We start from the raw sequence: 23,031 nt of genomic DNA, 5'->3' as shown, positions 1-23,031 counted from the left end.
CTCCTATGCCGATTGGAATTTATTCCAGCACCGCGCCCCGGGCGGCGGAGGAGACCAGCTTGGCGTACCGGGCCAGGTAGCCTGTCCTGATCTTGGGCTCTGGACAGGTCCACTTGGCGCGGCGGGCGGCCAGGACGGCGTCGTCCACCTGCATCTCAATCCGGCAGGCGGGGATGTCGATGGAGACAATGTCCCCCTCTTCAATCAGGGCGATGGGTCCGCCCAGGGCCGCCTCGGGGGAGACATGGCCGATGGCGGCGCCACGGGTGGCGCCGGAGAAGCGGCCGTCGGTGATGAGGGCCACGCTCTCTCCCAGGCCCATGCCGCAGATGGCGGAGGTGGGGTTGAGCATTTCACGCATGCCGGGGCCGCCTTTGGGCCCCTCGTAGCGAATGATGACCACGTCGCCGGGGACGATTTTGCCGGCGTAGATGGCCTGAATGGCGTCGTCCTCGCTGTCAAAGACCCGGGCGGGGCCGGTGTGGGCCATCATCTCCGGGGCCACGGCGGAGCGCTTGACCACGCAGCCCTCGGGGGCTAGGTTGCCCTTGAGCACGGCGATGCCGCCGTCGGCGGAGTAGGGGTTGTCAATGGGACGGATCAGCTCCGGATCGCGGTTGACCGCGCCCTCCAGGTTCTCCGCCAGAGTTTTGCCCGTGACAGTGAGCACCGAGGTGTCCAGCAGGTTTTTGCGGGTTAGCTCCTTCATCACCGCGTAGACACCGCCCGCCCGATCCAGGTCCTCCATATAGGTCTCCCCCGCGGGGGCCAGGTGGCACAGGTTGGGGGTGCGGGAGGAGATCTCGTTGGACATGTCCAGGGACAGCTCGATGCCGCACTCGTGGGCGATGGCGGGCAGGTGGAGCATGGTGTTGGTGGAGCAGCCCAGGGCCATATCCACGGTGTCGGCGTTGTGGAAGGCGGCCTCGGTCATAATGTCCCGGGGGCGGATGCCGCGCCTGACCAGCTCCATGATCTGCATGCCCGCGTGCTTGGCCAGGCGCAGCCGGGCGGAGTAGACCGCCGGGATGGTGCCGTTGCCGGCCAGGGCCATGCCGATGGCCTCGGTCAGGCAGTTCATGGAGTTGGCGGTGTACATGCCGGAGCAGGAGCCGCAGGTGGGGCAGGCGTTGAGCTCATACTCCTCCACGCCCTCCTCGTCCAGCTTGCCCGCGTAGTAGGAGCCGACGGCCTCAAACATGTGGCTCAGGCAGGTGCGCCGGCCGTTGTTCAGCCGGCCGGCCAGCATGGGGCCGCCGGAGCAGAAGATGGTGGGGATGTTTACCCGGGCGGCCGCCATGAGCAGGCCGGGGACGTTCTTGTCACAGTTAGGGATCATCACCAGCCCGTCGAACTGGTGGGCCATGGCCATGGCCTCGGTGGAGTCGGCGATCAGGTCCCGGGTGACCAGACTGTACTTCATACCCACGTGGCCCATGGCGATGCCGTCGCACACGGCGATGGCGGGGAATTCCACTGGGGTGCCGCCAGCGGCCCGCACGCCGGCCTTGACGGCCTCGGCAATCTTGTCCAGGTTCATGTGGCCGGGGACGATCTCATTGTAAGAGCACACCACACCGATGAGGGGGCGCTCCAACTCCTCCTTGGTATAGCCCAGGGCGTAGAACAGGGAGCGGTTGGGTGCGGCGGGGATGCCTTTGGTAACGTTATCGCTGCGCATCGGAAAGGACCTCCTTATGACTTGAGGATATTGACGCTATTCTACTATAATCGGAGGCAAACCGCAAGAGCGGAGTTGCCGCCCGGCGGGGGACATGGTAAAATAGCCGCAAAGCGGACGTTTTGCCAGCTGTCTGGCGCGATCCGCTCCCGCCCTGCGGGCGGAAGCGCGGACGACGCCATGATACCGCAGACAAAAAGCATTTGTGGTATCATGGGGCAGAGAAAAGACGGGGAGAGATGCTATATGGAAGAGCTTCGTTGCGCGCAGGAATTTTCCCAGCTGAAATCCATGCTGCGGCAGGGGAAACTCGGCAGCTATCTGATCATCCCGCTCAAGTATGAGGAGGGGGAGGTGGACGAGGACTGGCTGGCCCGGACCTGCCGGCGCCGGAGGATTGCGACCACAGACCTGACCGAGACCGTCAAGGCCATGCTCAACGAGGGAGAGGGGGAGCCGGTGGGGGCCTGCTACGAGCTGGCGCGGACGGTGCTGCTGGAGCAGCTCTTCGGTACGCAGCTGCCCGGGGCCCATGGCTTTACGGTCCGGGATGAGGACGGGACGGAGGGCGAGTTTGACTGGTGCAATTCCTATCTGTACCTGTTCCATACGCGGGTGGCCTTTTTGTGCCTGGGGCTCACCTTTTCCCAAATAGAGACGCTTGACCGCATCTGCCGCCTGGGCTATGCGGAGAACGGCGTGGCCTACCGCTGCCTGGACGCAGACGGAGGAGTACGCTCCTTTTCCCTGGACAAGCGGGTTCTGGACCTGTGTGGGCGGGCCGGGCTGCGTAGTTTTTTCCCGGACAGCCGGCTGCTGTTGGAGGCCTATGTGTATACCGTCGCGGTGGTGTCCCAGCGCTTCCGCACCCTGGAGGCGCTGAAGCAGGTTACCTTCAACCTGCACCAGAGAAGCCCGCTGGACACCCCGGCGGAGGACGGTTCGGAGGAGGACGTGCGCTATGTGTACGCCCTGAAGGACCAGACCCGGGGCTCCTACCGCTGGGGGTGCTGTGTCTCCTCCCAGACCATTTCCTACGCCGTGGCCGATGAGGGCATGGACCTGGCGGAGGAGATGGAGACCCAGGCTCAGGACGGCCTGCCGCTGGTTCTGACGGCGCTGTACGAAAAATACACCTGCCTGCGCTTTACCCAGCTGATCGCGGCGGTGGATAAAAAGCGGATGAAAGAGCTGCGGGCCCTCAAGCGGCTGCTGCTGGAATTCCGGGCCTACGGGACGGTCGACCCGGCCAATCTCTCCCGCTGGCACAACGTCAAGCGCATCTATCAGGCGGTGATTGAGACCAATGGGGTGCCGGCGGCTATCGAGGATATCAGCCATAAGCTGAATATTCTGGTGGAACACCAGCAGGAGATTGAGACGGCCCGCAATGATACGGTGGCATGGGTGCTGACTCTGTTCGGTATGGTGTCCATTCTGGCCTCCATCCTTTCCATTGTGCAGATCCTCTCCGGCGGGGACCCGATGGTGTGGTTCACCACCATTATGTCCTCCCTGGTGATCCTTCTGCCGGTGGTTGTGGTGGTGCTCCTGCGCCGGAAGGGCGGCTGAATACCGCTGGCGCAAAGCCGTGGAGGAGAAGGACTCTACTGCTGGTCGATTGACAGGCCGGGCGCAGCCCCGTAAAATGGGCGCAGAGTAAGGAGGCTGCGGGATGTACGAGATTGACAAGGAAAAATTCGGCGCCTTTCTAACCGGCCTGCGCCGGGAGAAGGGGATGACCCAGAAGGACTTGGCGGCGCGGCTGTATGTGTCGGACAAAGCCGTGAGCAAGTGGGAGCGGGGGCTAAGCCTGCCCGACGTGTCCCTGCTCACCCCCCTGGGGGAGACCCTGGGCGTCACGGTGACCGAATTGCTGCGAGGGGAACGGACGGCGGGCAGCCCACTGGACCCGGACGAGGTGGAGGAATTGGTGACCGCCGCCGTGCGTCTGTCCGGGGAAGAGCGGGAGCGCCGTGCGGCGGAGAAAAAGAAATGGCGGCCGGTTTGGTTCGCATCCCTGGCGGTCTCGGCGGCAGAGCTGTGGCTGCTTTATCGGCTGGGGCTGACCGGGGAGGAACTGGGAAACCATGTGGCGCTGGTGGAAGGACTCTGCCTGCTGTTTGGGGGGTGGCTCTGCCTCTTTGCCCGGGATGTGCTGCCCGGCTATTACGATCAAGGAAAGATCAGCTTTTACGCAGACGGACCGTTCCGGATGAACCTGGCGGGCGTGCATTTCAACAACCGCAACTGGCCCCATATCCTGCGGGCCATGCGGCTGTGGACTACGGTGACCCCGGTGGTCTATCCCGCCCTCTACTGGGTGTTGCGGCACGCCGTTCCAGCGGCGTGGGGGGATTGGTGGACCGGCCCTCTGATGCTAGCGGCCTGCCTGGGCCTGGTGCTCCCTGCGGTCATCCAGGGGAAGCGGTATGAATAGGGGAAATGCCGGGAGCGCTGACGCTCCCGGCATTTTTCGGGCCATGTTGACCTAACATTTTTGCTGTCTGCCTACTTTGCGGAGCGGAGATACAGGGGGATGGCCGCCAGCTGGGCGGCAACGGAGACGGCCACCATGGCCGGGACACTGATGTCGTAGAGCACCCCTAAAAGCCAACTCCCCAGGAACCAGAATATCCCGAAGGAACACTCAAAAATGCCGTAGCCGGTGGCCCGGCTGTCCTTGGGGACCATATTGGTGACGGCGGCCTTCAAAATGGATTCCTGAGCGCCCATGCCGATCCCCCAGAGGGCAATGCCCAGCAGGAGGGCCGGCACCGAGCGGAAGGAAAACACGAAGATGGCAAAGGGAGCGGAAATGACGGTGGACCAGACCAGGGCCTTCACACCCTTTTTGTCGTACAGGAGCCCGAAGAGCAGTGCGGCCGCGGCGTCCACCAGCATGGCCCCGGCGTAGAGCAGCGGCAGGGTGCCTGTATTGACCAGAGAGGAGGTCTCGGCGAGCCCGGAGGCAAGCCTGGTGTAGGTCCGGGAGACGTGCATGATGATAATGGAGTAATCGATAAAGCCGAAGGCGAAGAGGCTGATCCCGGCAATATAGAGGATAAATTCGCGTTTCATCCGGAAGGGGATATAAGTCTTGGGGGAGGGCTCAAACTGCTCCGGGTTGGGGAATTTGCGCCGGGTCACAAGGAGCAGGATCAGGGTAATAGCGCCCGGTACGGCCAGCACCGCGAAGCAGGCGGCGTAGCTCTGGAAGGTGCTTCCCTGGGTCTGAAACAGCAGGACCAGATAGAGCAGCACCGGCCCCAGGAAGGCACCGATCTGATCCAGCACCTCCTGAATGCCAAAGCTCTTGCCCACCCCCTCCTGGGAGGCGGCGAAGGACATGATCGTGTCCTTGGCGGGCTTCTTGATCGCCTTGCCCATCCGCTGAATCACCAGCAGCAGGCAGGCCCACACCCAGCCGTGCTCCCCCACCAGGGCCAGGGCCGGGACGGCCAGCACATCCAGCACATAGCCCGCGATGGTCATGGGCCAGTACCGCTTGGTCTTGTCGGTGAGCCGGCCAAAGACATAGCGCATGGAATAGCCAATCATCTCGCCCAGGCCGGAGACAAAGCCGATGGCTCCGGCCGAGGCGCCCAGCAGGGAAAAATAGGCTCCCCGGATGCTGGACGCCCCTTCGTGGGTCATATCGGAGAACAGGCTGACAATCCCAAAGAGCAGGATAAACAGCATGGCCTGAGAGAGCCTGCGGTTCTTATGCTTCATAGGGTGTTTCCTCCTTTACCAGCCGGGCCACTTCCGGAAAGTCCGCCTTGCTCTCCGCCTTGCAGCGAAGATAGAGGATCTCCAGCAGTCCGGCAAAGGTCTGCCGCTGCTCCTCCGAGAGGGGCTGCAGCAGCCATTCATAGAACAGGGTCTCCACATGTGCTTTGGAATGCTTCAGCCCCTCGGCCTTCTCCGTGGCGAACAGGAGCTGGCTTCTGCCATCTGCCGGATGTTCCCGGCGGATCAAATAGCCCTTGCTCTCCAGACTGGCGGTCTGCCGCGCCACAGCGCCCTTGTCTAGACCGAGGACTCTGCATACACCGGACTGGGTGATGCCGGGGTTCTTGCGTATGACGTGGAGCACATCAAATTCTCCGGTCCCAATGCCGTCGGCACGAAGGGTGCGGACGGTGAATTTGCCCACCTCACGGGCAATTTTTGTGATCTGCCTTCTTGTAATATCCATTGCGCTCTCCTGACATAAAAAGATGTGCAATCAACTAAAATAGATGATACCACATCTTTCTGGTTTGTCAATCAAAAAAGAGCGGAGACCACAAGGTCTCCGCTCCTGGAATCAGGTTGTGCACTCTGTGGGACACAGGGGCGCTTACTGGATGGAGGTCACCTGATAGCCGGCATCCTCCACAGCTTTTTTCAGCGCCTCGTCGCTGGCACTGCCGGTGACAACGGCGGTTTTGGACTCCAGGTCCACCGAGGCGGTCACGCCGTCCAGGGCGTTGAGGGCTTTGGAAACATGGGCCACGCAGTTTTTGCACATCATGCCTTCAATGGTCAGCTTTTTTTCCATAACAGATTGTTCTCCTTTTTCGATTATTATCTCACCCGCAGCGGGGGAGTGGGATACGGGGGCGGCGTTCTGGGGCTCCGCCGGGCGGAAGAGTTTGAGCCGCAGGGCGTTGGAAACCACGCACACAGAGGACAGGCTCATGGCCGCGGCGGCAAACATGGGGGAGAGCTGGGGCCCTCCGAAGAGAACCAGCGCTCCGGCGGCCACGGGGATGCAGATGATGTTGTAGAAGAAGGCCCAGAACAGGTTCTGCTTGATATTGCGGATGGTGGCCTTGCTCAGCCGCACGGCGGTCACCGCGTCCAGCAGATCGCTTTTCATCAGTACGATGTCGGCGCTCTCAATGGCCACATCGGTGCCCGCGCCGATGGCGATGCCAACGTCCGCACGGGCCAGGGCGGGGGCGTCGTTGATGCCGTCGCCCACCATGGCCACCCGCTTGCCCTCGGCCTGGAGGGCGGCCACCTGGCGCTCCTTGTCCTGGGGCAGGACCTCGGCAATCACCCGGTCCACGCCCAGCTCCCGGCCCACCGCTTCGGCCGTGCGCTGGTTGTCTCCGGTCAGCATAACAACATCAATGCCAAGGGACCGGAAGCCGGCCACAGCGGCGGCGCTGGTGGGCTTGGGGGTGTCGGCCACGGCCACTACGCCCAGCATACCCGTTCCCTCGGCAAAGTAGAGAGGGGTCTTGCCTGCCTTGGCCAGCTCGCCTGCAATCAGGTCAAAGCCTGCCAGGACCACCCCTGCCTCCTCCATCATGGCCTTGTTGCCCGCCAGAATGGGAGTGCTGTGAATGATGCCGCGGATCCCGCGGCCGGGCGCGGCCAGAAACTGTTCCACCGGGGCGAGGGGGATGCCGCGGCGTTCGGCCTCTCCCACAATGGCGTCGGCCAGGGGATGCTCCGAAGGCTTCTCCAGGGAGGCGGCCACGCAGAGCAGCTCCTCCGTGGTGGTCCCCTCGTTGGGATAGCAGTCGGTGACCACCGGCTTGCCCTGGGTGAGGGTGCCGGTCTTGTCCAGCACCACGGTCTGGATGGTGTGCAGGGTCTCCAGGGCCTCGGCGGATTTAATGAGGATGCCGTTTTCCGCGCCCTTGCCCGTACCTACCATGATGGCCACCGGGGTGGCTAGGCCCAGGGCGCAGGGGCAGGAGATGACCAGAACGGCTACACCGGAGGTCAGGGCGCGCTCAATATTGCCGCCCGTGGCAATGAGCCACACTGCAGCGGTGATCAGGGCAATGACGATGACCGCGGGGACAAATATGCCGGCGACCCGGTCGGCCAACTTGGCGATGGGGGCCTTGGAGGAAGAGGCTTCCTCCACCAGGCGGATCATCTGGGCCAGAGTGGTGTTCTCCCCCACGCGCAGGGCCTGGAAGGTGAAGGAGCCGGACTTGTTGATGGAGGCGGCCGCCACCTTGTCGCCGGGGCTCTTCTCCACCGGCAGGCTCTCGCCGGTCAGGGCAGACTCGTCCACCGAGGAGTTCCCCTCGATCACCACGCCGTCCACCGGGATGCGGCCGCCGGGGCGGACCAGAATCCGGTCGCCTACGGCCACCTCTTCCACGGAGAGCTCCACCTCCTGCCCGTCCCGGAGCACGGTGGCGGTCTTGGGCGCCAGATCCATCAGCCGGGTAATGGCCTGGCCGGTCTTGCCCTTGGAGCGGGTCTCCAGATATTTGCCCAGGGTGATCAGCGTGAGGATCATGCCGGCGGACTCAAAATACAGGTCCATGGCATAGTGATTGACCCGCTCCATGTCCCCGTGCCCCAGGCCGTAGCCGATCTGGAACAGGGCCGCCGCGCCGTATACCACCGCCGCGGCGGCGCCGATGGCAATGAGGGAGTCCATATTGGGGGCGCGCTTGGCCAGGGTCTTGAAACCCACCTTGAAGTACTTGTCGTTGACATACAAAATGGGCAGCACCAGCAGGAACTGGAGGAAGGCCAAGATGAATACGTTCTGGGGATCATGGAAGAAGGCGGGCAGAGGCCAGCCCATCATATGCCCCATGGCCAGATAAAACAGGGGAATGAGGAAGCAGAAGGAAACAATGAGCCGGCGCTTCATGCTCCGCAGCTCCTCCTCCATGGGGGAGAGGCCGGTGGGAGCGGCCGCCTGTTTGCCGCCGCTCTGGGGGAGTGCAGCCCCGTAGCCGCCGGAGACCACGGCCGCAATGATTGCGTCCGGGCCAGTGGCGCTTTCGTCATAGTCCACCAGCATGGAGTTGCTCAGCAGGCTGACGTTGACGTCTTTAACGCCGCTGACCTTGCGTACGGCCTTCTCCACATGGGCGGAGCAGGCCGAACAGGTCATGCCGGTTACGTTGAATTTTTGCTTTTTCATGGATACACCAGACTTTCTAATGCGCAGCAATGCGGAGTCTGCAGTTACTTGAGGATTCGGTCCAAAGTAGAGATAAATTCATTGATTTTTTCCTCCCGCTCATGGTCGTTGGCGGCGCACTGGACACAGTGCTTCAAATGGGCGGAGAGAATTTCCTTGTTCAGTTTGTTTAAAAGGGCCTCTGTGGCCATGATCTGCTGGGAAATATCAATGCAGTAGCGGTCGTCTTCCACCATTTTGAGAATACCGTCCAGCTGCCCGCGGGCGGTCTTAAGCAGACGGGTCACCTTTTGCGTGTCGGCCATCATGGCAAGCCACCTCCTTGATACCCCCCTGGGGGGGAGTGTATATAGCGTAGCGCATGAGTAGGAATTTGTCAAGGAGAGCGGCGCAATTTTTTGGAGCAGGGCAAAGGGGCCGGTCCGTTGGACCGGCCCCCGCGTAATTGAGCTGTTTAGGTCCGCTCGTCCACAGAGTCGCCTGTGCGGAAGAGCAGGGAAATACACCAGATGGCCGCCAGACCCACCAGGGTATAAATGACGCGGCTGAAGGCACTGGTCTGCCCACCGAAGGCAAAGGCGACAAGGTCGAAGCCGAAGATGCCGATGCTGCCCCAGTTGAGGCCACCGATGATGGCTAAAACAAGAGCGATTTTATCAATAACCATAGAATATGTTCCTCCTCAAAATTGAGATACTGCCCGTAGTATCACCAGCTTTTGAGGGATTCATACAAAAGAGAAAAAATTTTTAAAGGTTTATCCCAACAGACGGGAGAGAAGGCCCTTTTTCAGCCGCACGGCCTGCCTGGGGCACAGCTCATGGCAGCAGTAGCAGCGGATACAGCGCTTTGGGTCAATCCGGGCGACCCCGGCCGGGCCGGACATGGAGATGGCCTGGGCGGGGCAGGACTGTCTGCAGATACCGCATTTGACACAGACCGCCGCGTCCACCTTAGGGGCCTGGGCCAGAGCTGATTTGCACAAGTGCGCTGCCGGTCCGGTCAGGGGGCCCAGGAAGGTGCCGATCAGATTGGAGCTCACATGGGCGGGAAAACGGTAGTCCGGAATACGCAGGTCGTCCAGCGCGGCACCGACGATCTCCACGTCCCCGATCCGGCTGGGGGAGAGACCCCGCTCCTCCGCGGCCAGCAGAAGGGGGTTGTTGGCCCGGGGCAGGCCCATGATCTCGGCGGCCGCCACGTCCAAGGCTAGGGGGTCCTCTGCGGCCAGTAACAGGCCCACCTGCCGGGGTGTGCCGGATGTGCCCGGCCCCTCGCCCTCCATGGCCAGCACCGCGTCCATGAGATTCAGCCGGGGGCGGGCACATCCGGCCAGATCCAGCAGCATGTGGGCGAACTGCCCCTTGTCCGGCAGGTTGGCGTGGAAGCCCACCTTGGACAGGCCGGGAATCAGGCCGAAGAGATTTTTCACCGCGCCGGTCATGTGCATGAACAGGTGGGTTTTCATCTTGCACAGATTGAGTATCCCGTCGCACTCCACCGCAGGGGCGATAAGCTCCATGTGCTTCATCAGCCGCCCCTCCGGATAGGACACCTGCCGGCCGGATACGTCGTAGTTGAGTTCCATGCCGGCCTCACGGGCGGCATGGGCCATGCCGCATTTCTCGTACACGCCCCGCAGAATGCCCTCCTTGTAGGCACCGCCGGGGCTGTCCCCCAGCACTACCTGCGCCCCGGCCTCCACGGCCAGCCTGCCCACGGCGGCGGCCACGGCTGGGTGGACCGTGATGGCCTGTTCCGGCCGGGCGGCGGCCAGCAGGTTGACCTTGAGAAAAATGCGCTCCCCGGGGCGGACGAAGCGCTCCATACCGCCCATCCGGCAAATCAGCTCCCGCACCGCCCCCTCGGCGTGCCCATAGTCCGGGCAGGAGATAACATAGACTTTGCTGCTTGCCATGGAGTATGCCTCCTAGTATAAAAAATCCAACGCTCAGAAGTGGGGACTGCGGAAAAGAAAGGGGGCGTTTTTGGGAACGTTCCCTTTTCTAAGGCTCCAGGGTTTTGGGGCCAAAGCCGTGGGGAAGAAGCTCCGACAGGGGGAGGGAAATGAAATCCCTGTCTCCACGGGCCACCAGCACGGTCAGGCCGGGGGCGAACTCCCACAGCATCTGGCGGCAGGCACCGCAGGGCCAGCAGTAGTCGGCCGAGCGCCCGGCCACTGCCAGCTTCACAAAGCCGTCCCGACGCCCCTCGCTCACCGCCTTCACCAGAGCAGTGCGCTCGGCGCAGATGGTGGAGCCGTAAGCAGCGTTCTCCACATTGCAGCCGGTGAATACAGCGCCGTCGGCGCACAGAAGGGCGGCCCCCACCGAAAAGCCGGAATAGGGCGCGTAGGAGCGTTCCAGCATGGCAAAGGCCAGATCCACCAATTCACGGTCCGTCATAGACAAAGGCCTCCTTTTTCCCTTTAGTATACGGCAGGCGGTCCGCCTACGCAAGGGCGGCGCAGCAGAAAAATAGAACAAGCCGGATGTCTGCTCCTGACATCCGGCCGCTCCAAGGAAAGAGGATACAATGAAATGAAAAGAAACTGTCTCTTGCAAATATTATAATACCCTGAAGTTGTTAAAGAAAAAAACCTCAATTGTTACAAAAAGATTAAATGTAAAGCTTCTTTTGTAAGGGGGCTGTAAAAAGCGCAGACTTTGACCGGGCGGTCCGGTGTGTGGTATAATCCTTCCTGGAAAAGGAGAGGATTGCCATGCATGACGAGCTGACGAAAAAGGACATTCAGATGATGAAGGAAGAGCTGGACTACCGGCGCATCCAGCTGCGCCCCCAGTTGCTGGATGCGGTGAAAGAGGCCCGGGCCTTCGGCGATCTGAGCGAGAATTTTGAGTACAAGGCGGCCAAGCAGGAGAAGAACCGCAATGAGAGCCGCATCCGCTTTCTGGAAAATATGATCAAGACCGCCCGGGTGATCGGGGAGGACTCCGCAGCCGACGCGGTGGGGCTGTATGACAAGGTGACCGTCTACCTGGAGGAGGACAAGGAGACAGAGGTTTACCAGGTGGTCACCACCATGCGGCAGGATGCCCTCCACGGCCTGATCAGCAAGGAGTCTCCGGTGGGGAAGGCCCTGCTGGGCAAAAAGGCGGGGGAGCGAGTTTATATCCAGGTCAATGAGCAGTATGGCTACTACCTGCGCATTGAGGCCATCGAAAAGGCCGGCGACGACGGCAGTATCCCCATCCGGGGGTTTTAAAGCACAGAAGAACGGACCGGCCTCGCCGGTCCGTTTTTTATGTTCAGAGGTGTCAATTGCACTTGCTGAGCAGCTTTTCCCATTGCTCGTCCACATACTGCTGGGCGGCCTCCAGGGTCCACTCGCTGCCGGGCTGGAAGCAGTGCTTGAAGCGCCCCTGCAGCTTCATAAACTCGGTGACGGGCAGCTTCTTTTTCGGCTCATAGCTGAGTTGCCACTTGCCCTCGATGACCTCGTACAGGGGCCACACGCAGGTCTCCACCGCCATTTTGCAGATCTGGGGGAGCAGCTCCGGGGCGTACTGCCAGCCCCGGGGGCAGGGGGCCATCACGTTGACAAAGGCGGGGCCGGGGGTGTAGATGGCCCGGCGGGCCTTCTCATGGAAGTCCTTGAAATTGCCGATAAAGGTGGTCTGGGCCACATAGGGGATGTTGTGGGCTGCCATGATTTCGGTCAGGTCCTTTTTGTTCTGTTTTTTGCCCAGAGAGGCCGTGCCCGTGGGGCTGGTGGTGGCATTGGCGAAGCGGGGGGTGGAGGAGGAGCGCTGGATGCCCGTGTTCATGTATGCCTCATTGTCGTAGCAGAAGTAGGTCATGTCATGGCCCCGCTCCATGGCCCCGGAGAGGGACTGGAAGCCGATGTCGTAGGTGCCGCCGTCGCCGCCGATGGTGAGGAATTTGTAGGTGCCGTCGATTTTACCCTTGCGCTTGAGGGCGCTGTAGGCCGCCTCCACGCCGCCGCAGGTGGCGGAGGCGTTCTCAAAGGCGGAGTGGATATAGCTGTCCTCCCAGGCGGTGTAGGGGTACAGGAAGGAGGAGACCTCCAGACAGCCGGTGGCGTTGCAGATGACCGCCTTGTCACCCTCGTCCAACGCCCGGGTCATGGCCCGGCAGACGATGCCCGCGCCGCACCCGGCGCAGAGACGGTGCCCGCCCACAAATCGCTCGGGCTTGCTCAGTTCAACCTTGTGATTGTAAGCCATTTCAGAGCACCTCCTGTTGATTGCTGCGCTGGCCCATGTGGATGTACCTGGGGCCGGTCTCGCCGGTCGCTACCATGTTCAGCAGGTGGCGGTACACCTTCTCGATGTCCTCCACCGCGCAGTCCCGGCCCGCCAGGCCGTAGACAACGTCAATCAGCATGGGCCGCCGCTCCAGGTCGTAGCAGGCGGAGCGCACCTCGGCAAACAGCGGCCCGCCGCAGGCGGAGTTACCCTCGCTCTTGTCCATGACAGCCACGGCCTTCACATGGGACAGGGCGGCGGCGATCTCCTCCATGGGGAAGGGGCGGAACACCCGCAGCTTAATCAGCCCGGCCTTGACTCCCTGGGCGCGGAGCTGCTCCACGCACGCCTTGGCGGTGCCAGCGGTGGAGCCGATGAGCACCAGGGCCACCTGGGCGTCCTCCATGCGGTATGCCTCAAAGAAGCCGTATTTCCGGCCAAAGGTCTTTTCAAAGTCTGCGGCCACGTCCAGAATGGCCCGCTTGGCGTTCTTCATGGCCTCGGCCTGCTGCACCTTGTGCTCCATGCAGTAGGGGCAGGTGTCGTAGGGGCCAACCGCCAGGGGGTGGTCCCGGCCGATGAGGGCGTGCTCCGGGTTGTACTCCCCCACAAAGGCCTTCACCGCAGTGTCCTCCTCCAGCAGGATGTTCTCCACTGCGTGGGAGGTGATGAAGCCGTCCTGGCAGATCATGATGGGCAGGCGCACGTCGGGAGTCTCGGAGATGCGCATGGCCTGGAGGTAGTTGTCATAGGCCTCCTGGTTGTTCTCCGCGTAGATCTGGATCCAGCCGGAGTCCCGGGCGCCCATGGAGTCGGAGTGGTCGTTGTTGATGTTAATGGGACCGGTGAGGGTGCGGTTGACGCAGGCCAGGGTGATGGGCAGCCGGGCAGAGGCCGCCACGTACAGCATTTCATACATAAAGGCCAGGCCACAGGAGGAGGTGGCGGTCACCGCCCGGGCGCCGGCTGCCGCCGCGCCCACGCAGGTGGACATGGAGGAATGCTCACTCTCCACGGTGACGTATTCCGTATTCACCCGGCCGTCGGCCACGTACTGGGCGAAGTATTGGGGAATCTCAGTGGAAGGGGTGATGGGGAAGGCGGCAAAGACATCGGGGTTGATCTGCCGCATGGCGTAGGCAATGGCCTCGTTGCCGGAAAGACGCTCTCGAATGCTCATTCGTGCACCTCCTGCTCCATGTGAATGGCCTGGAAGGGGCAGACCTTGTAGCAGATACCGCAGCCCTTGCAGTGGTCCAGGTCGAAGTCCAGGCGCTTGCCCTCCTTCACCGGAATGGAGGAATCCGGGCAGAAGGGGGCGCACAGCAGGCACTGGCGGCATTTGTCCGGCTCCCACACCGGTACGTCGGAGCGCCACTCGCCGGTGCGGGTCAGGCGGGCGGTGCCCCCCTCGTAGATCTCCCCGCCGGGGGTCATCTCCTGCCAGGGGGAGTGCTCGCTGATGTCTTTGGCGTGGATGCTCATGCGCCCCGCACCTCCTTCATGGATTGAATGAGACAGTTCATATTGCCCTGGATCACCTGGGGCTTGGTGGCGAATTTGTGGCGGAAGGATGCCTCCATATCCGCGATGAAGCGCCCGGGCTCCAGCACCCGGCTGACCTGTACAATGGCGGAGAGCATGGGAGTGTTGGGGAAGTAGCCCCCCAGGTGCTCCTCAGAGATCTTCCGGGCGTCGATGGCGTACACTCCGCCGGCATAGCCCCGCAGAAGGGGGCGCAGCGCCTGGGCGGAGCGGGGGGAGTTCACCACGATGGCCCCCTTGGGGCTGAGCCCGGCGGTCACGTCCACCGAGGAGAGCAGGGACTCGTCCACCACCACCACGTAGTCCGGCTCATAGATGTTGGAGTGGATGGTGCAGGGCGCGTCGCTGATGCGGTTGTAAGCGGTAATAGGCGCGCCCATGCGCTCCGGCCCGTACTCGGGGAAGCCCTGCACATACTTGCCCGAGGCAAAGGCCGCGTCGGCCAGCAGCAGGCAGGCGGTCTTGGCCCCCTGGCCGCCCCGGCCGTGCCAACGGATTTCTACCATTTGTCTGTCCATGATCGGTTCCCTCCCAAGACTGTAAAAAACAGGCGTCCGCCCCCTGTAAAGGGACGAACGCCTGTAAAAGCCTTCGCTGTACCACCCAATTACGGCGTACCAACATACGCGCTTCCTGTAACGGGGAAACCCGTCGGCATCTACTCTCCCCTAGGGATTTCAAGCCGCAACTCCGGAGTGATCTTCACACCCGATTTCCTGACGCCGGATTTCCACCAGACACCGGCTCTCTGTGCTCTTCCATCGGGTCCTACTGTCTCCATCATCATCTTTCCTGGATGAGGTTAAGTAGATTATAGATGCCTGGCGCACAGATGTCAACCACTAAAACACACAAATTTTGAATGTATTTCCATCAGGCTTTGCCGCTGATGAGCCAAGGGGCGGGCTCAGCTACCAGCTGATGCTTGCTGTTGAGCTTGGACACCGCAATCTGAATGACCTCGGTCTCGCCGATGCCGTAGCGCTCAAACAGCGCGGGCAGAGAGGCGGCGCAGGGGAAATCCAGGGTATAGATGACAAATTCCATGTGGGGGTTGCGCCGCAGCAGGCACTCGATCTCCTGCTCCATGCTGGCGGAGGCCACCAGCATGGTCAGGCTGGGCACCGGCAGGTTCCTCAGGCTTTCATCGTCCACATGGTCGATGATGGCGATGTTGTTCAGTCCGAACTGATGGGCGTTCTCCTCCATGGTGTTCCGGTCGTTCTGGTTGTACTCCACGGCGATGACCGTGCCCTCGGGCGCCAGGATCGCGGACTCCACGGCGATGGATTCCCCGCTGATGATGCACACAGTATCCCCCTGGGCCAGGTGCATCTTGTTGAGGATAACCGAGCGGATCTCGCTGCCCACATAGTGGATGGAGCCCCGGGAAAAGCTGGAGTTTCGCATGCCGATCTTATAGGTGGAACGGGCGGTGGGGTTGAGGATCAGCATGCCCGCCGAGGCGTTGATGCCCCGGTTGATCATCTCCCGCAGGGGCTTGTGCAGGATCGGGCCGGAGGGCTCCGAGCCTTCGTTGTACCACACCTCGCACTCGCCCAAACCGGCGTCCCACATGCGGTAGAAGATGTCCGGGTGCCCGGCCTCGGTAAAGACCAGCACAGCGGAATGGGACTCCACCGTGGGGATGAGGTTTTTGTTCTTGCGGGTGATGTCCAGAATTTTGACCTTTTCCAGATCCACCTGGGTGTGCTCGGAAAAATACTGGAGCCAGGCCAGAATGTGGGAATTGCTGAAGAGCTGCTGTTCCATACCGTGTGCCTCCCCTGATGTTCCTCCGCGCCGTCTGCACGGCCCCTGCCGCGGGATAGCGGGTCTGATTATTTTTATTATAGCATGGATTGCCGCACGCTTCAATGGCGGAGGGGTTCTGTGTCCAAAGAAATGGCGTGCCGCCCGAAACGGGCGCCACGCCGGAAAAGGCGTCAGGGCTCCGGATAGAAGCCGGAGGGGGCTTCGGAGAGATTGATCATAATGTTCTTCATCTGGGTATAGTGCTCCAGAATGACTTTGTGAGTTTCGCGTCCAATGCCGCTGGCCTTGTAGCCGCCGAAGGGGGCGCCCTCCGGAATGGCGTTGTAGGTGTTGACCCACATGCGCCCGGTCTCAATCCCGCGGGAGACCCGGATGGCCCGGTTGATGTCCCGGGTCCATACGGCGCCGCCCAGGCCGTAGTCGCTGTCGTTGGCCATGGCGATCACCTCGTCCTCGTCATGGAACTTGATGATACAGGCCACAGGCCCGAAGATCTCCTCCCGGGCCACCCGCATCTGGTTGGTCACGTTGGTGAGCAGAGTGGGCTTCATGAAGCAGCCCTTGGCCAGCTCGCCTTCCACGGCGCGCTCGCCGCCGCAGGCCACCGTGGCGCCCTCGTCCCGGCCGATTGCGATATACTTGAGAATCTTTTTGATCTGGCTTTCGTTGATCTGGGCGCCCATCTGGGTCTCACGGTCCCAGGGCAGGCCCACCTTGACGGCGTTGAAGCGCTTGACGGCCTCCTCCGCAAAGCGGTCATAGATGGTGTCCTGCACGAACACACGGGAGCCTGCGCAGCACACCTGACCCTGGTTGAACAGGATGCCCAGCTGCAGGCCGTCCATGGCCATATCCCACTTGCAGTCATCAAAGTAGATGTTGGCGCTTTTGCCGCCCAGCTCCAGGGTGGAGGGGATGAGCCGCTCGGCGGCGGCGCAGGCCACACAGCCGCCCACCTCGGTGGAGCCGGTGAAGGCCAGCTTGCGGAAGCCGGGATGATCCAGGATATACTGGCCTGCCTTGGAGCCGGAGCCAGTGATGACGTTGAATACGCCCGCAGGAATAACGCTCTGGGTCAGACGGGCCAGCTCCAGCACAGACAGGGAGGTGTCGCTGGAGGGCTTAAACACGGTGCAGCAGCCGGCGGCCAGCACGGGGGCCAGCTTCCAGGCGGCCATCAGGAAGGGGAAGTTCCAGGGGACAATCTGGCCCACCACACCGATGGGCTCCCGGAGGATCAGGCTCAGGGTGTTGTTGTCCAGCATCGTGGCGGAGCCCTCCTCCGCCATAATGCACCCGGCGAAGTAGCGGAAGTGGCGCGCGGAATAGGGGATGTCAATGGCCAGGGTCTCCCGGATGGGCTTGCCGTTGTCCAGGGATTCCACCATGGCCAGGTGCTCGGCATTGGCTTCAATGATATCGGCCACCTGATTCAAAATAGCGGCCCGCTCATTAACCGTAACGTTTTTCCAGCTCTGAAAAGCCTCCCAGGCGGCGGTGACGGCGGCGTCCACATCCGCCTGGGTGGCCGCGGCGCAGGTGGAGAGCACTTCCCCATTGGCGGGGCAACGGGTCTGAAAGGTGGCGCCGTCGCTGGCGTCTACCCACTTGCCGTTGATATAAAGCTGATAGCGGTCGAGAACAGTTTTCTCCATGGTAATACCTCCCTTATATATTGTGAAAATGGTAACAATATCGCTCTATTTTGCCTGAAATACACTTTAATCATACTCAATTGTTCGAAAAAAACAATGGGCAGAAAGACGAAAAAGAGAAGAAGGAAGTGTGCATGTTGACCATAAAAAGAAACGATAAATTGAAAACCTTTCGGTTCATTTAAACCGAAAGGTTTGAAGCTGAGGAGGTTACAGGGTTTCGATGCGGGTGCACAGTCGCTCCAGTAGGGGGCGGGCGTGACTGACAATCAGCAGGCCCAGGTTCCGCCGTTTCGCCTCGGCCAGAAGAAATTCCCAGAGCTGTGCCTGGCCAATCAGATCCAGCATGGCGGTGATCTCATCGCAGAGCAGATAGCGCAGACCGGGTTGGAGGGCGCGGGCGATGCAGAAGCGCTGCAGCTCGCCGCCGGAGAGCTCGGCCGGGTAGCGCTTAAGCCAGTCCTGCTCAATGTGCAGGGCGCGCAGCAGCTCCGGGTCCGCCGGGCCGGCCTCCCTCAGGGTATCCCCCAGGGGGAGAAGCGGGTCCACTGCAGCCGCCGGGTCCTGCCAGATCAGCTGCACCGGACAGAACCCGCGGTAGGTGCCCAGGGGCCTGCCGTCCAGCAGAACCTGCCCCCCGGCGGCACGCTCGTAGCCGGACATAAGCTTGCATAATGTTGTTTTGCCCCGGCCGCTGGAAGCGGTCAGGCCCACTCGTTCCCCGGGGGCAATGGAGAGGCTCACCGACCGGAGCACAGGCACATGCCCGCCGCGGGGGTAGTGAAAGGAGAGGCGTTGGGCCTCCAGACTCATACCGCAGTTCCTCCCTTTGGATACAGACAGCGCACCATTCCGCCCTGAAAGGGCCGCCAGGGGACGGCCCCCCCGCACTCTGGCCGGGCGTCGGGACAGCGGGGGGCAAAGGCGCAGCCCGGTGGCTGCGCGCCGGGGTAGGGCTGGCCGCCGGGAATGGATTGAAAGCCGTTTTGGGGCAGAGCATGCCACAGGGCGCGGGTATAGGGGTGGCGAAGGCGTTCCAGGCGGGCGAAATCCGCGGCGGCGGCCTCCTCCACCGTCTCCCCGGCGTAAAAGACCGCCACCCGGTCGGCGATGGTGAGGGCCAGCTCCAGATCGTGGGTGATGAGAAGCACGCCTGCCCCGCCGTCGGCAATCTCCCGGAAGTGGCCCAAGATGCGCCCGGCAGCCCGGGCGTCCAGGCCGGGGGTGGGCTCGTCCGCGATGACCAGGCGGGGGGACTCCGCCACGGCGGTGGAGATGAGCACCCGCCGGGCCATGCCGCCGGAAAGCTCAAAGGGGTAGAGGTCCTCAGTCTCCGGGCCCAGGCCGTAGCGGGCCAGCACCCCAAGGCTTCGGGACCGGGCAGCCTTGTCCCGGCGGCCCTTCCGGATCTGCGGCCCCACTTTCATCAGCGGGTCCAGATAGCCGGCGTTCTGAGGCACTAGGACGATCTCATGTCCCCGCAGCGCCTCCATGCGCCGGGGCGTGAGGGGTGCGCCCCGGTAGCGCAGCTGCCCTTCCAGATGGGCGTTGTAGGGGAGAATGCCTAAAATAGCGTGGGCCAGCAGGCTCTTGCCCGAGCCGCTGGACCCCACTACCGCCGCCACCTGCCCCGGCGCGATGGTCAGGGACAGGTCCCGGATGACGGGGAGCCGGCGCTGGTGCACGCCCCGGTCGTACTGGGTAAAGGAGATGGACAGGCGGGACACCTCCAGAATAGGTTCCATTTTGCTCCCTCCTTTATTCATGCAGGCTGGCCGGGTCCAGCAGCTGGCGCAGCCGCTCCCCCACCAGGGCGAAAAGCAGGACCATCAGCACCAGGGCAAAGCCGGGAAAGACCGCCAGCCACCACTTCCCAGTGGTGAGATAGCGCATGCTCTCGGACAGGATCACCCCGATGGCGGGCTGCTCCGGCGGCAGTCCGAAGCCCAGAAAGGTGATGCTGGCCTCGTGGAGAATGGCGTGGGGGAATTGGAGGATCAGCCCGATGAGAAACTGGGGCAGCAGGTGGGGGAACAGGTGAGTCCTGGCGATGCGCAGCCGGGAGACCCCCAGCCGTCCCGCCGAGCACACATAGGGGGCCTGCTGCAGCTGGAGCACCTCCCCGCGGATGACCCGGGCCAGGCTGGGCCAGTGGCTCAGGGCCACCCCGGCCACCACCCCGGCAAAGCCCCGGCCGAAGGCCAGGGAGATCAGCAGGACCAGCAGAATATGGGGTATCCCCATCACCAGGTCGATGCACCAGGAGATGACTGCGTCCGCCCACCGGCCCAGCACGGCGGCGGCCACGCCCAGGACCAGCGCTGCGGCCGCGCTCACCGCCGCGGTGAGCGCGCCGATGCGGATGCTCAGGGACAGCCCGGCCAGGGTGCGGGCGAGCATATCCCGCCCCATCCAGTCGGTGCCGAAGGGATGGCGGAGGCAGGGGGCCAGGTTCTTTTGGGAGAAGTCGGTCACCATGGCCCGGTCGGACAGCAGCAGCCCCACCAGGGCTGCCGCGAACAGCCCTCCGGCGGCGAAGAGGAGCAGCAGACGGGTGTCCTGCCGGCGGTTGCGGCGGCGCTTCATGTGCAGGCCACCCCTCTCCGTATGCGCGGGTCCACAATGCCGTAGAGCAGGTCGGCAATCAAATTGCCCCCAAAGACAATGGCCGCGCTGATTACCGTGATGCCCAGCAGCAGGGGCAGGTCGCCGCCCAGTCCGGCGGTCACGGCGGCCTGTCCCAGGCCGGGATAGGAGAACACCTGCTCCACCAGCACCGAGCCGCCGAAGATCTCGCTGATGGAGGCGAACTGTAGCGTCAGGGCGGGCAGCGCCACATTGCGCAGCCCGTGGCGCCAGATGATGGAGCCCTTGGGCTCCCCACGCGCCCGGGCGAAGAGCACATAGTCGGAGGTCATGATGTCGGCCATCTTCTCACGGGTGTGCAGGGCGATGTTGGCCATTCCGGTAATGCTCAGGGTCAGGGCGGGGAGCGCCGCGTGGCGCAGCCGGTCGGCCAGGGTGACACTGGCCGCGTCCGCCCCGATGGGGATGGACAGGCCGATGGGCAGCACCCCCAGCCACACGGCGAAGATCACAAGCAGCAGCAGTGCCAGCCAGAAGGCGGGAGTGCTGGAAATAGTGAGGCAGCAGCCCCGGATGATCCGGTCCGGCAGCCGGCCCCGGTTGGCCCCGGCCGTTACCCCCAAAACCAGGCCCAGGATGCCGGAAAAGATCCAGGCAAAGACCATCAGCCACAGGGAATTGGCCAGCCGCTCCCCCAGAACCTGGCGCACCGGCGCCCGGTAGAGCAGGGAGGTGCCCATGTCGCCCCGGAGAAAGTCGCCCAGCCAGCCCAGATACCGCTGGACCGGGGGCGTGTGCACCCCCCAGTACTCCTCCAGCCTGGCAACCTGCTCCGGGCTCATGGAGCCCAGGGCCGCCTGACCTACGTTGGTCTGCAGCGGATCCAGCGGGGAGGCAGACATGAGTAGAAAGGCGGCCAGACTCACACCCAGCAGCAGCAGAACCATGCGCAGCAGCTTTTTGCCCGCGAAACCCAGGCGGTGCCTCATGGAATCACTTCCTTATCTCTTGGTGGGATACGCCCGGCGGGCGGGGGCCTATTGCCAGCTCCACTGGTCCACATTGTTGACGATGGACCACCCGTGCCCGTGGGGGTGCACCTTCTGTTCGGCCACCTGAAGGCCGTCCCGCACCCAGTAGAGGTGGCTGACATTCACCAGCCACACCCAGGGTACGTCGCCCTGCTGGGTGACGCCGGTCTCGCCGTCCCACTGGGCTTTCTGCCACAGCTCATAGGAGGCCTGCAGGTCGCTGCTGGCCAGGGCTTCGTCCATATAGGCGTCCACGGCGAGGTTGGAATAGGGGGAGTACTGGGCGGAGCCCGTGTCCCCGATGGTGTGGTACAGATTATAGAGCTCCATGGGCGTGTGCGCCCCCCAGCCCCAGATCAGCGGCTCGGACAGGGCGCGGTCGTAGGCGGTGTCCCAGCCCACGCCCTCAATGGTACAGGCGATACCCAGCTCGCCCAGCTGGTTGGCGAAATCCGCGGCCAGGGCCTGGCGTACCGAGTCACTGCTGGGATAGAGCAGGTTCAGCTGGGCCTTCACACCGTTTCGCTCCCGCACGCCGTCGGCGCCCAACGTCCAGCCCGCCTGGTCCAGCAGGGCGGCGGCCCCCTCCGGGTCGTACTCCACTTCAGAGGCGGGATTGTACCAGGGCAGCTTGTCGCACACGCTGTAGGCGGGGGTGCCGTAGCCGTTGAGCACATGGTCGATCATCTCCTGTCGATCCACGCCGATATTGACGGCCCGGCGCACCAGCACGTCGCAGGTGAAATCATTGCCCGCGGCAGGGCCCTCTACCCCGTCATAGCCCTGGACGGGGACGGCGGGGAGGTTGAAGCCCCGGTTGTCCACACTTTCGCAGGCGAGGAGGGAATAGCCTGTCGGAGACTGGTCGGAGTAGGTGGCGGAGGTATAGGCCAGATCCGCCTGGCCCGCCTGGACCGCCAGATAGGCCGCGTCCTCCTCCATAAAAAGGATGGTCACCTTTTTCATTTTGGGAGCCTGTCCGTAGTAGTCGGGGTTGGCCTCCAGAATGACCTGCTGGCCCCGGTCCCACTGCCTGAGCACATAGCGGCCGGACCCCACGGGGGCGGAGCCGTAGGTGGCGCTGTCGTAGCAGTGCTCGGGCAGGATGCCCACAATGGCCATGGTGTAGGGCCAGATGGAATAGGGGCGGAGCATGTGGAAGCGCACTGTGGTTTTATCCACCGCCTCCGCACGGTCCAGCATGGTGAAATCGTTTACAGAGCTGGACTCCTTTACTGTATTATAAGTAAAGGCCACGTCGGCGGCGGTGAGAGGCTCCCCGTCGGTAAAATGCACGTCGTCCCGGATGGTCACGGTCCAGGTCAGGCCGTCCGGACTGGCCTCACAGCTTGTGGCCAGGTCATAGCCGATGGTCAGGTCGGTGTTGGTAATGGTGAGGGTGCTCTGGATCAAGGGCTCATGCACGTGCTCCCCCGCGCCCCAGCCGTAGGCGGGGTCGAAGCCGAACTCCGGCTCCGAGGTAATGCCCATGGCGACTACCACCTGATCCTTGGCGGAGGAGGGGGCGTCTGTGGAAGGTGCGGGGGAAGGGGCGTCTGTGCCGCAGCCGGAGAGCAGCCCCAGGCTCAGCGCGGCGGCGAGGAGCAGACAGGACAGTCGTTTCATTTCAGCA

Annotated in this window: 22 protein-coding genes; 3 read left to right on the top strand and 19 right to left on the bottom strand. The window is 62.9% G+C overall.

What is annotated here, in order from left to right; genetic code table 11:
* Positions 1-19: 19 nt before the first annotated feature.
* On the bottom strand, positions 20-1,681 hold the full coding sequence (gene ilvD / locus H9Q75_RS04495) for a dihydroxy-acid dehydratase (RefSeq protein WP_186564919.1): 1,662 nt from the start codon (positions 1,679-1,681) through the stop codon (positions 20-22).
* Positions 1,682-1,927: 246 nt separating this feature from the next.
* Here ilvD and H9Q75_RS04490 point away from each other — a divergent pair, with 246 nt between their 5' ends.
* The gene (locus H9Q75_RS04490; RefSeq protein WP_186564918.1) at positions 1,928-3,253 is read left to right on the top strand and encodes a hypothetical protein; all 1,326 of its coding nucleotides are present in this window, start codon (positions 1,928-1,930) and stop codon (positions 3,251-3,253) included.
* A 103-nt stretch (positions 3,254-3,356) separates the two neighbouring features.
* Positions 3,357-4,121: a helix-turn-helix domain-containing protein gene (locus H9Q75_RS04485; RefSeq protein WP_186564917.1), complete on the top strand. Its 765-nt coding sequence runs from the start codon at positions 3,357-3,359 to the stop codon at positions 4,119-4,121.
* Positions 4,122-4,192: 71 nt separating this feature from the next.
* Here H9Q75_RS04485 and H9Q75_RS04480 read toward each other — a convergent pair whose 3' ends face one another.
* From H9Q75_RS04480 to cdd, 7 genes are all read right to left on the bottom strand, one after another.
* Entirely contained in the window at positions 4,193-5,416 is a 1,224-nt protein-coding gene (locus H9Q75_RS04480; protein WP_186564916.1) for an MFS transporter, read from the bottom strand.
* On the bottom strand, positions 5,406-5,882 hold the full coding sequence (locus tag H9Q75_RS04475; protein ID WP_186564915.1) for a MarR family winged helix-turn-helix transcriptional regulator: 477 nt from the start codon (positions 5,880-5,882) through the stop codon (positions 5,406-5,408). Before H9Q75_RS04475 ends, H9Q75_RS04480 begins: the two co-directional genes overlap by 11 nt.
* 144 nt (positions 5,883-6,026) lie before the next feature.
* Positions 6,027-8,576 carry a heavy metal translocating P-type ATPase gene (locus H9Q75_RS04470; protein ID WP_186564914.1) on the bottom strand — a complete coding sequence of 850 codons (2,550 nt, stop codon included), beginning with the start codon at positions 8,574-8,576 and terminating at the stop codon, positions 6,027-6,029.
* Positions 8,577-8,620: 44 nt separating this feature from the next.
* Positions 8,621-8,884 (bottom strand): metal-sensing transcriptional repressor, encoded by a 264-nt coding sequence (locus H9Q75_RS04465; protein ID WP_186564913.1) that lies wholly within the window; start codon positions 8,882-8,884, stop codon positions 8,621-8,623.
* A 146-nt stretch (positions 8,885-9,030) separates the two neighbouring features.
* Positions 9,031-9,243, bottom strand: a complete 213-nt coding sequence (locus H9Q75_RS04460) for a DUF378 domain-containing protein (RefSeq protein ID WP_186564912.1) — start codon at positions 9,241-9,243, stop codon at positions 9,031-9,033.
* A 90-nt stretch (positions 9,244-9,333) separates the two neighbouring features.
* A complete protein-coding gene (locus tag H9Q75_RS04455) occupies positions 9,334-10,494 on the bottom strand; it encodes a DUF362 domain-containing protein (protein ID WP_186564911.1) in 1,161 nt (386 codons plus the stop codon).
* An 88-nt stretch (positions 10,495-10,582) separates the two neighbouring features.
* A complete protein-coding gene (cdd, locus tag H9Q75_RS04450) occupies positions 10,583-10,981 on the bottom strand; it encodes a cytidine deaminase (RefSeq protein ID WP_186564910.1) in 399 nt (132 codons plus the stop codon).
* A 317-nt stretch (positions 10,982-11,298) separates the two neighbouring features.
* On the opposite strand from cdd, the gene H9Q75_RS04445 reads away from it, so the two are divergent.
* Positions 11,299-11,802 (top strand): GreA/GreB family elongation factor, encoded by a 504-nt coding sequence (locus H9Q75_RS04445; RefSeq protein WP_186564909.1) that lies wholly within the window; start codon positions 11,299-11,301, stop codon positions 11,800-11,802.
* A 52-nt stretch (positions 11,803-11,854) separates the two neighbouring features.
* Here H9Q75_RS04445 and H9Q75_RS04440 read toward each other — a convergent pair whose 3' ends face one another.
* The 11 genes from H9Q75_RS04440 to H9Q75_RS04390 all read right to left on the bottom strand — a co-directional run bounded on the left by H9Q75_RS04440 (position 11,855) and on the right by H9Q75_RS04390 (position 23,024).
* Entirely contained in the window at positions 11,855-12,784 is a 930-nt protein-coding gene (locus tag H9Q75_RS04440; RefSeq protein ID WP_186564908.1) for a thiamine pyrophosphate-dependent enzyme, read from the bottom strand.
* Position 12,785: 1 nt separating this feature from the next.
* The gene (gene porA, locus H9Q75_RS04435; protein WP_186564907.1) at positions 12,786-13,985 is read right to left on the bottom strand and encodes a pyruvate ferredoxin oxidoreductase; all 1,200 of its coding nucleotides are present in this window, start codon (positions 13,983-13,985) and stop codon (positions 12,786-12,788) included.
* Positions 13,982-14,290 (bottom strand): 4Fe-4S binding protein, encoded by a 309-nt coding sequence (locus H9Q75_RS04430; protein ID WP_186564906.1) that lies wholly within the window; start codon positions 14,288-14,290, stop codon positions 13,982-13,984. The genes porA and H9Q75_RS04430 overlap by 4 nt, the downstream gene beginning before the upstream one ends.
* Complete coding sequence (locus H9Q75_RS04425) at positions 14,287-14,868, bottom strand: 2-oxoacid:acceptor oxidoreductase family protein (protein ID WP_186564905.1); 582 nt, start codon at positions 14,866-14,868, stop codon at positions 14,287-14,289. The genes H9Q75_RS04430 and H9Q75_RS04425 overlap by 4 nt, the downstream gene beginning before the upstream one ends.
* A gap of 355 nt (positions 14,869-15,223) precedes the next feature.
* Positions 15,224-16,123 carry a precorrin-6B methylase gene (locus H9Q75_RS04420; protein ID WP_186564904.1) on the bottom strand — a complete coding sequence of 300 codons (900 nt, stop codon included), beginning with the start codon at positions 16,121-16,123 and terminating at the stop codon, positions 15,224-15,226.
* 173 nt (positions 16,124-16,296) lie between these two features.
* Positions 16,297-17,781 (bottom strand): aldehyde dehydrogenase family protein, encoded by a 1,485-nt coding sequence (locus H9Q75_RS04415; protein ID WP_186564903.1) that lies wholly within the window; start codon positions 17,779-17,781, stop codon positions 16,297-16,299.
* 210 nt (positions 17,782-17,991) lie between these two features.
* On the bottom strand, positions 17,992-18,594 hold the full coding sequence (locus H9Q75_RS04410; protein ID WP_186564902.1) for an ABC transporter ATP-binding protein: 603 nt from the start codon (positions 18,592-18,594) through the stop codon (positions 17,992-17,994).
* Positions 18,591-19,526, bottom strand: a complete 936-nt coding sequence (locus tag H9Q75_RS04405; protein ID WP_186564901.1) for an ABC transporter ATP-binding protein — start codon at positions 19,524-19,526, stop codon at positions 18,591-18,593. The genes H9Q75_RS04410 and H9Q75_RS04405 overlap by 4 nt, the downstream gene beginning before the upstream one ends.
* Positions 19,527-19,539: 13 nt before the next feature.
* The gene (locus H9Q75_RS04400; protein ID WP_186564900.1) at positions 19,540-20,367 is read right to left on the bottom strand and encodes an ABC transporter permease; all 828 of its coding nucleotides are present in this window, start codon (positions 20,365-20,367) and stop codon (positions 19,540-19,542) included.
* Complete coding sequence (locus H9Q75_RS04395) at positions 20,364-21,356, bottom strand: ABC transporter permease (protein ID WP_186564899.1); 993 nt, start codon at positions 21,354-21,356, stop codon at positions 20,364-20,366. The genes H9Q75_RS04400 and H9Q75_RS04395 overlap by 4 nt, the downstream gene beginning before the upstream one ends.
* 48 nt (positions 21,357-21,404) lie before the next feature.
* The gene (locus H9Q75_RS04390; protein WP_186564898.1) at positions 21,405-23,024 is read right to left on the bottom strand and encodes an ABC transporter substrate-binding protein; all 1,620 of its coding nucleotides are present in this window, start codon (positions 23,022-23,024) and stop codon (positions 21,405-21,407) included.
* Positions 23,025-23,031 lie beyond the last annotated feature (7 nt).

The organism is Lawsonibacter celer, assembly GCF_014281125.1.
Taxonomy (GTDB): Bacteria; Bacillota; Clostridia; order Oscillospirales; family Oscillospiraceae; genus Lawsonibacter_B; species Lawsonibacter_B celer.
This window is presented reverse-complemented; position numbering and strand designations above follow the sequence as displayed.